Annotated in this window: 1 protein-coding gene; it reads right to left on the reverse strand. The window is 35.9% G+C overall.

What is annotated here, in order from left to right:
* Nucleotides 1-376 (reverse strand): UPF0236 family transposase-like protein (locus tag HMPREF2619_RS00520; RefSeq protein WP_186821473.1); only part of this gene is annotated, 376 nt, incomplete at both ends.

The raw sequence follows: 376 nt of genomic DNA on the forward strand, positions 1-376 counted from the left end.
ATATCCATGACCTCCATCAGAGTTCGTAATTAATAAAGTCTGTTCCGTAACTTCGTAATTATTGAATAGATAATCAATTACCTGCTCCCTCACTAAGCGATTGTCAAGGCCAATAAATTCTTTTTTGTCCTGAAGTTCAAATCGATTGCTGCCAACTTTATGGCTTCCTGTATGAACTACAAAATGGGATAAATCGTAATGTTTATTATCCTTCTGTGGGTCACGTGCTTTAACCATCACACCGTCGCCCTCAATATAAATAACCTGAGCTTTTCTTTTTCTAACTTCTTTATTCTCTTCATAATATCGATATCCCTCTCTTTCCTCCAATAACTTCTCACAAATCTTTACAGCTTTTACTACAATTGGCTTTGTG

The sequence above is a fragment of the Streptococcus sp. HMSC074B11 genome (genome assembly GCF_001808705.1).
GTDB lineage: Bacteria > Bacillota > Bacilli > Lactobacillales > Streptococcaceae > Streptococcus.